The sequence below is a fragment of the Desulfocucumis palustris genome (genome assembly GCF_002933875.1).
GTDB lineage: Bacteria > Bacillota > Desulfotomaculia > Desulfotomaculales > Desulfocucumaceae > Desulfocucumis > Desulfocucumis palustris.
On the sequence record NZ_BFAV01000135.1, the window covers coordinates 1 to 7,681 of the forward strand.

Consider the following 7,681-nt stretch of genomic DNA (forward strand, 5'->3'; position numbering starts at 1 on the left):
CGTGGCAAGGCCTCAAGCGGAGGCGTACTCATAGTACGTCGAGCATTGAGGCCGCAGCCGCAACGCAGCAGATGGACTTTTTCAACGGCCTCCTAGGGGACGAAAGAATATCAAAACGGACCCCTGGTGAAAAATTAATCCGGCGTTGTTTTTCGCCGGAACATCGACAATACCGGGGCGATGGCAAACAAATCTTCCCCGGGTAAGAATTCTTTCGCTTTATCCCGGCACCGGCGCAGATAATTTTCGCCGCCGCTTAAAGGATTGGCCGGTTTCATTTCAGCCACTCGGGAAAAAGCCGTTTAGCTCTTTCTTTAACGATCAAAGAACATGACTCGTCGGGGTTTTGACTCATATTTTCGCCATGCCAGCGATAAGCCAGCAAAGGTTCCTCCAGAAATCCGCAAGGGTAATTCCGGATAAAACGAAACCACAGGTCATAATCATGGGCCTGGGGCAGACTCTCGTCGAAATTCCCTATTTTCTTTAAAGCGGAACTTCGCATCATCACCGAGGAGCCATTAATAAAACAGCCCTCCATAAGCTTTGTTACCATTGACCGCCTGTCGGGAAAAAAAGCCGCATTCACCTCATATTGCCATTTGCCTTCGGCGTTGATAACAACAAAATTGGTGTAGCTGAAGCCCAGCTTTGGATTTCTTTCCATGGCTCTGACCTGTTTAAACAATTTATCCCCCATAAACATGTCATCGGCGCTTAACCAGCAAATGTACTTGCCGGTTGCCAGGGACAACCCCAGATTTAAAGCGCTGGGTGTTCCCCCGTTTTTTTTATAGACATAGTTGATTTTAGAAAGATAGGGCTTCACAAACTCGGCTGTTCCATCGTTTGAACCGTCGTCAATGACTAATATCTCAGTATCGGCATAACCCTGATTGATTACGCTGTCAATGGCGTAGCGGAGATACCGGGCGTGATTATACGTCGGGATGACCACACTGACTCTCGGCGTTAGCATCAGCAGCCCTCCGGATAAACCTTTTTCATCCACTCAACGGTAATGGGCAATCCCTCCTCCAGCACCACCCCGGGCTTATGTCCGAGATCAGCCATGGCCTTGCGTATGTCCGGCCGTTTACTCACCGTATTGTGCTTGTCTTCCGGGAGATAACTCACTAAAAGTGGATTGCCCTTGGTATATTTAAGCACCAGGTCGCTTAATTCTTTAACACTGCGGTATTCCGTTCCGCCGATGTTATAAACCTCCCCCGGTTTAAAATTATTAACAACATTGGCCATGGTGGGAATTAAATCATCCACATACATAAAAACACGATAATATCCTTCAAAAACATCATAGGGGAGCCCTTTTAAGGCCCGATAAACAAACAGGCAAATAACACTGCGGTAGGGATGATAATATTCCCCCGGCCCGTAGGCGTTAAACAGGCGAAGTATAACAATGGGGGATTGGTATTTTTTTTCAAAGTTCGTTATTTGAACTTCATTTACCCACTTGCTTATGGCATAGTCATTATGCTGAATTATAGTCTTTTTTAAAGGCAAATCTTCCGTTAGCAGGGGTTCCACGGCTTCCCCATAGATTTCCGAGGAGCTTGTAAACACCAGTTTAAAACCCTTTTTTAATTGCCATTCCAACAGGTTGCGGGTTCCAATCACGTTTGTCTTCCACAGGGTGTCGTAATAATGCTCTCCATTAATACGGCCGAATTCAGCCGCCAAATGGTATACATAATCATAGCTTTGCTCAAAAACACGTTCCAATTGACGGTATTCGGCAATATCCGCCCTAATATACCTCTCCCCGGAATGATGCAGCAAATCCACTTCCCAAACATCGTGTCCCCGTTTTTTTAAAACATCCACCAATCGCAGGCCCAGTGTTCCTTTACTACCGGTAACCAATATTCTGGCCATTATATATGCTCCTTTTTCCGCTAATTATATAAACCGGAGCTTTCCGGCTTCACTTCCCCTGGTGACATTCCCCCGGCCCTCACTCATCTTTCGGGTTCAAGGCCCTTTGCCGCTCCAGTACCACCCTGCCCGTCAACCTTTCCTGTTTTTCCTTTCCCGGCTCCGCTTGATCATTGGGCCTGAAGCCCGCTTCAGCCAATTCACCGGGAGTAAATAAGGGATCTTCAACCCAAACAGTATTCCCGGCCGCCTCTAAAGCCCTGACCAAATCAGCACCTCTGCTATGCTTAATATCCTTGACCCCGGCTTTATAGCTTAAACCTCGCACTAAAACCCCCCTGCCGCTGCCAACCTGGCGGGCAATCCTGTGGCGATATTGGTTATCCGCCTCTTCCGCTCCTTCCAATAACACCGAACTGCAAACGCTTCTTAAAAAACCCATGTCCTTGGGCAGGCACTCCCCGCCGATACCCCAATCAGTGCCTAGAAGTTCGACGTTATTTTTACTGTTTACAGCCAGTCTCAGTTCGTCAAAATCAATTCCCTGATCAACGCAATAGCAGTAAATATCCTGGGCAAAGGCAATATCCACGTAGCGCTTCACATTTTCAACCACCTTGGACAGCTCCGCCACCCGGACATCGGGAACTTCCACCAGTTGGGGGACCAGCGGGGCATAAAAACGGCGTCCCCTTTCCAGGCAGGCCCCGGTAAAGGCGCCCATCACCCGGGGGGTATCGCAAACGGTTTGATCAACCCCGAACATTATCCTGTGGGGCACGTGGATCAAGAAAATATCCGTACCCAGTTCGAACCCCTTTTCCTCCAAAAATTCTCGAACCCGCCACATTGTTCCGGGTGGCAATGTTGATTCAATGGAAATCAAAGAACCCGGACAGATAAGCATTTGTTCCAGGGCCAAAAATAAATTCTGTCCCCGGCTGCCGGTGGAAGGCGCCATTAACCAGACATCTATTCCTGTCAAATTACGGTAATCTGCGGTAACCTCAAACCCCTGGCGGCGTAATTCGCTCACCCTGCTCTCATTCACATCAACCCCGATGACCTCTCCTGGGAATTTCCGGCCCAGGTGCGTGAAAAGATTAAAGCCAATACTGCCCAAACCCACAACACAAATTTTCATTTTTTGATCCATCCTTCCACCAAGCCCATCATTATAAGTTATGGCAGCTCCCTTCATGTTGACACAACTGCCCTATGTTGCTCATAAAATATTACATAAATAAGGGATATGGCCGCTCTTACCGCCAACCTCGAGGCCGGGTGAAACATACAGCCCTTTATTGCAGGAGGATTAGTTTATGAAAATTGTTATTCCAGTACTAAGTTTGGAAACGGGGGGGACACGCTTTATTTACCAAATAGCCAATGAAATGGTGGATAAAGGACACCGGGTGGAAATTGTAATCCCCGAAAACGCCTCCGTGGCCTGGCCTCTGCGGGCACAGCTCACACGGGTCAAAGAGCTTGCTCCGGATACGATACCCCCTGGGGATTTTATACTCCCCAATTTTTATCCCACAGTTTTTCCGGCCTGGGAATCAAAAAAAGGCCGGGTCGTCCGGCTCAGCCTTGGCTATGAACCTTTATGGGTGGCGGACAAAACAAAAGCCCTGTCTTCCTACCTGATAGACGCCCCTATTGTTTCCCTGTCGGAATGGCACCGGCAGTTAATTATAAAAGAGACCGGAAGAAACAGCACGGTTATCCCCGGAGGAGTTGATACCCGTTTTTTCTGCCCCCATCCCAAGGAATCCCTTTCCAGCGGACGACTTAAAATCGCTTATATACTGCGTTCAAAGGAACACGGTTATACCTGGAAAGGCACCGATGACTTCTGGGAAGCCTGCCGGCGTTTAACCCGGATTATTCCCTGCTTTGATGTCCGTATTGCCGCCCCGGAGGGGGCGAATTACCCGGCGCCCTTTCCCTATGAAATAGTGAAGGCTTCCTCTGACCGCGAAATGTCCCTTTTCTATGCCCGGGCGGATATCTTCGTGTCGACCTCCCATTTCGAATCTTTTTCCATGCCGCCCCTGGAGGCCATGGCCTGCGGCACGGCGGTGATAACCACGGACAATGGCGGCAACCGGGATTACGCAAAAAGCGGGGAGAACTGTTTACTTGTTCCCCCCGGCGATATCCAGCAGCTAACCGGGGCCCTGGCACAGCTATTAACCCGGGAAGCTGAACGGAAGCGGATTGCCCTGGCCGGCTTACAATTCGTCCGGCCCTGGACCTGGCGGCAATCAGCCGATAAATTGGAAGCCTTGCTATTACGGTTGGCCCATGTCTAGCTGTCCCGGGGGCTGTTGGGACGCCATTAAGGAGAGAGCTGTTGGAGGCTGGAGCAAATGAAGCGAAAACCCCTAAAAGACACCCAACTCCAACCTCTCGCTTCCCAGACGACGGGCGAAGGTTTAGAAACCGTCGCCCGGACTGCAGTCCTTCCAGGCCAGCAGGGCATCAATAGGCTCGGCGTTATTGCCGTAAACCTGGGAAAACGCCAAATTTCTCTGATCGTGGTATTTACTGAAAACAACAACATGGTAGCCCAGTTCTAGGAAATCCTCCACCTCCCAGCCTGATCGGTGCCGCTGATAGCTTTCTCCCCCCAAGCCGTAATGATCCACCTCGACCTGGTGAAAAAAACCCCTGGGCGTGAAGACGATTACCATTTTGGCGGCGATTTCCTCCACCTGGCGCAGCACATCCAGGGCGACATCCTTTTCGAAATGCTCGATCACATCAATCAATGTCACACCATCGAAGGAATTGGCCAGGAATATCTCGTTAAGACGCTCCGCCGTAAAATTGATTTTAATAAAACTGTCGTCTGACGCAGACTTCTCCAAATAGGGCCTATAGGCATCAACACCGACTTTAACAGGACAACAAATATCCTTGAGCGTCGCGCCCACACCGCAGCCAACGTCCAGAACCATACGGGAATCTGAGAGGAACTCATTAATCATAGCAAGGAAATCTTGATGATCCGCGACAATTACTTTCACTGGCTGAACATCCTTCCCATGTTAATCTCTTTATATGTTATTCAAATTTTCCTCTAAAGTACCCCCTGACACACAAATCCGCTGACGGATCAGCTTTTCCAATAATATTTGCTTTCCCCGGACAAGCCATGCTGCTTGTCATATACCACCAATTAATTCCTCCAGCAGTTTCAGGTTATTGATGATGCTTTTGTCATTTGGCCGATAAAAAAGCAAAATTTTATTGTGGCGGTAAGATAGCCGGTAATCACCCATTTGGTAATAGCAAAGGCCCCGCTGCATATGCGGCAGCCACATGCGGCTGGCAAGGTTTTCGGCGGCCCGCCGGTAGTTAGTTTCTTGAGCGTTTCACCAGTCTCGCGCGCCGCACATTCAGCGCAACATTCCCGTGCCCGTCAAAGTCGCAGTAATACTGCGTGGACACGGCATCCCACCCGGGAGACATACCCTGCTTTAAATTAAGAAGTTGCCCGGTATGCTGACCGGCAATTGCTTATCATTATCAGGCAGGCGTGAGGAAGAAAACTCCTATGGAAAAAAACAAGGCTTCCGGTTTTAGGAATACCGAAAGCCTTGTTTGTATCTGGGGGAACACCGGTATTTAAACCGGGGAGTGAAGGATTCCACTGCCGGACGGCCCGTCAGCTATTTTTTTCTTCCTTCACTTCTTTTCCCAATACACCCTCCAGATATATTTTGTTGTGAATAACACTGACATTTTCCGGCTGAAACGTTCTGGCTATTTCGTTATGCTTATAGGCCAGCTCATGCTCACCCAGGCGGTCGTAACAAACACACAATTGAAGATGCGGAAGCCAGGTCCAGCAAGCATGGTACATATGTCCCCAACTATCCACAGGCTTTTCTAATTCCGTCGCCAGCTTATACCAGAATACGGCCTGCTTGAGCCTCCCGGCTTGCAGGCAGCTGTGGCCCAGCCGACAGCAAAACTCCGCCCTGGGGGTGTCATATTCAAAGGACCTGTATAAAAAGGCATGTTCGCTCTTGGGATCCCCCAGGCGATGAAAGCAATCCGCAAGCTTTGCACAGGCGGCTATTCGATCCTCAACCCATCCCATATCCGTATTCAAAAATTTTTCATAAAATTCAATAGCCCGCTCAAACTGCTGGTGTTCAAACAATTCATTGGCAAAATAGTAAAAATCCCGGGGAGTGAATTCTTCTCCCCCGGCCAGGCGCCTTTCATAAATATTGAGGTTTCTGTCCGAATCACGGGCTTCTTCTTTATGCACAACAGAAATATCGCTGTTCAGTATATGTCCGCCAACCGCCAGGTACTCGTGCACGGCTCCGATCCATTGAAAATTTCGGCTGCGTTTAACCAGCCGGTTTCTACGGAGACTGAAGGTGACATTGCCGTGCTGATCAAAGGCCAGCAGATAAGGCATGTTCACCGCGTCCATCAATGGGTCCAGAGTTTTTTTAAGGTCCAGGAATTTCAGCCGGTCCGGCTCCAATATAACATCGTCCGCATCCAGCCATAATATATAGTCCGTGGAGGCAAGGCTGAAGGCATAATTGCGGGCTGCGGAAAAATCGTCGATCCAGGTAAAATCATATATTTTATCAGTGTAGCCGCCGACAATTTCTTTTGTCCGATCCGTAGAGCCGGTGTCAACGATAACAATTTCATCAACAATATCTTTTACGGAGTCCAAGCACCGGGCGATGGTATTTTCTTCATTTTTGACAATCATACACAGGCTGATGCTTATTTCTTTCATTATTATCCCCTCAAAATTAATTAGCATTATAAACATATATATGCTTTTATAAATAATAATGGAACGCCTGCTTATTCGGCTGAGATGTCAAAAGGGCCCCCGGTTTCCAATCAACCGGAGGCCCTTTAAATTGTTTTAATTGGTGAATGGCCTCTCAATCCCGCAGGCAGCGTGCGGTGCCGGGAAGTTTGACAATTTAATTATAATCTTCAATACAGCGGGAAAGGGTCTGCTTATAAAGAAGCTGTTAGTATTGCGATATTCGCCTGAACCACAGTATTGGCAAATAGCACGTCCGCGCCTGTTTGATTTGCCAGTGTTACCACAGCCGGAACAGCTTCCACCGTAATCAGCGCGTCACCGCTTATCTGTCCTGTTACAACAGGAGCGTTGCCCAGGGAGACAGAAATGTCGTCAACCACAACAGAAAATGCCAGATTGACAGGCCCTGCGGAACCATCGGTAGCAACCCACCATGCTATATAATAATTACCGGCTTCTGAAATGGTGAATTCCCCTGTAGCACTATTGTAGCTGATGCCACCGGTCTGATTGATGTTGATTGTGTCAAAAAGCACATTCCCACTATCGGCAAGCAGTGTACCGGGGCTTCCCTGCAGCTGGGCCTGAATCCCTTGAAAAACCGGGGAAGGAGCTGTGGCTCCCGTTGCTCCTGTGGGTCCTGTGGCCCCGGTAGCTCCCGTGGCCCCCGTAGTCCCTGTGGCTCCTGTGGCCCCCGTGGCTCCCGTGGCCCCTGTGGCTCCCGTGGCTCCCGTGGCCCCTGTGGCTCCTGTGGCCCCCGTGGCTCCTGTAGCCCCTGTGGCTCCCGTGGCCCCTGTGGCTCCCGTGGCTCCCGTGGTCCCTGTGGCTCCCGTGGCCCCTGTGGCTCCCGTGGCTCCCGTGGCCCCTGTGGCTCCCGTGGCTCCTGTAGCCCCTGTGGCTCCCGTGGCTCCCGTGGTCCCTGTGGCTCCTGTGGCTCCCGTGGCTCCCGTGGCTCCCGTG

Annotated in this window: 8 protein-coding genes; 1 reads left to right on the forward strand and 7 read right to left on the reverse strand. The window is 49.9% G+C overall.

Annotated elements, in window-relative coordinates; genetic code table 11:
• Nucleotides 1-134: 134 nt before the first annotated feature.
• From DCCM_RS18660 to DCCM_RS11720, 4 genes are all read right to left on the reverse strand, one after another.
• Nucleotides 135-278, reverse strand: a complete 144-nt coding sequence (locus DCCM_RS18660) for a hypothetical protein (RefSeq protein WP_165792131.1) — start codon at nucleotides 276-278, stop codon at nucleotides 135-137.
• Nucleotides 275-979, reverse strand: a complete 705-nt coding sequence (locus DCCM_RS11710; protein ID WP_104372589.1) for a glycosyltransferase — start codon at nucleotides 977-979, stop codon at nucleotides 275-277. The genes DCCM_RS18660 and DCCM_RS11710 overlap by 4 nt, the downstream gene beginning before the upstream one ends.
• Entirely contained in the window at nucleotides 979-1,899 is a 921-nt protein-coding gene (locus tag DCCM_RS11715) for an NAD-dependent epimerase/dehydratase family protein (RefSeq protein WP_104372590.1), read from the reverse strand. The genes DCCM_RS11710 and DCCM_RS11715 overlap by 1 nt, the downstream gene beginning before the upstream one ends.
• A gap of 79 nt (nucleotides 1,900-1,978) precedes the next feature.
• Complete coding sequence (locus DCCM_RS11720; RefSeq protein WP_104372592.1) at nucleotides 1,979-3,043, reverse strand: nucleotide sugar dehydrogenase; 1,065 nt, start codon at nucleotides 3,041-3,043, stop codon at nucleotides 1,979-1,981.
• A 178-nt stretch (nucleotides 3,044-3,221) separates the two neighbouring features.
• On the opposite strand from DCCM_RS11720, the gene DCCM_RS11725 reads away from it, so the two are divergent.
• On the forward strand, nucleotides 3,222-4,217 hold the full coding sequence (locus tag DCCM_RS11725; protein WP_104372591.1) for a glycosyltransferase family 4 protein: 996 nt from the start codon (nucleotides 3,222-3,224) through the stop codon (nucleotides 4,215-4,217).
• 123 nt (nucleotides 4,218-4,340) lie between these two features.
• On the opposite strand, the gene DCCM_RS11730 is transcribed toward DCCM_RS11725, so the two are convergent.
• The 3 genes from DCCM_RS11730 to DCCM_RS18915 form a co-directional block, all read right to left on the reverse strand.
• Nucleotides 4,341-4,934 (reverse strand): class I SAM-dependent methyltransferase, encoded by a 594-nt coding sequence (locus tag DCCM_RS11730; protein ID WP_231702757.1) that lies wholly within the window; start codon nucleotides 4,932-4,934, stop codon nucleotides 4,341-4,343.
• A gap of 641 nt (nucleotides 4,935-5,575) precedes the next feature.
• A complete protein-coding gene (locus tag DCCM_RS11740; RefSeq protein WP_207655590.1) occupies nucleotides 5,576-6,679 on the reverse strand; it encodes a glycosyltransferase in 1,104 nt (367 codons plus the stop codon).
• A gap of 233 nt (nucleotides 6,680-6,912) precedes the next feature.
• Nucleotides 6,913-7,681: complement C1q domain-containing protein (locus DCCM_RS18915; RefSeq protein ID WP_193872603.1), on the reverse strand; the 769-nt coding region annotated here is incomplete at its 5' end.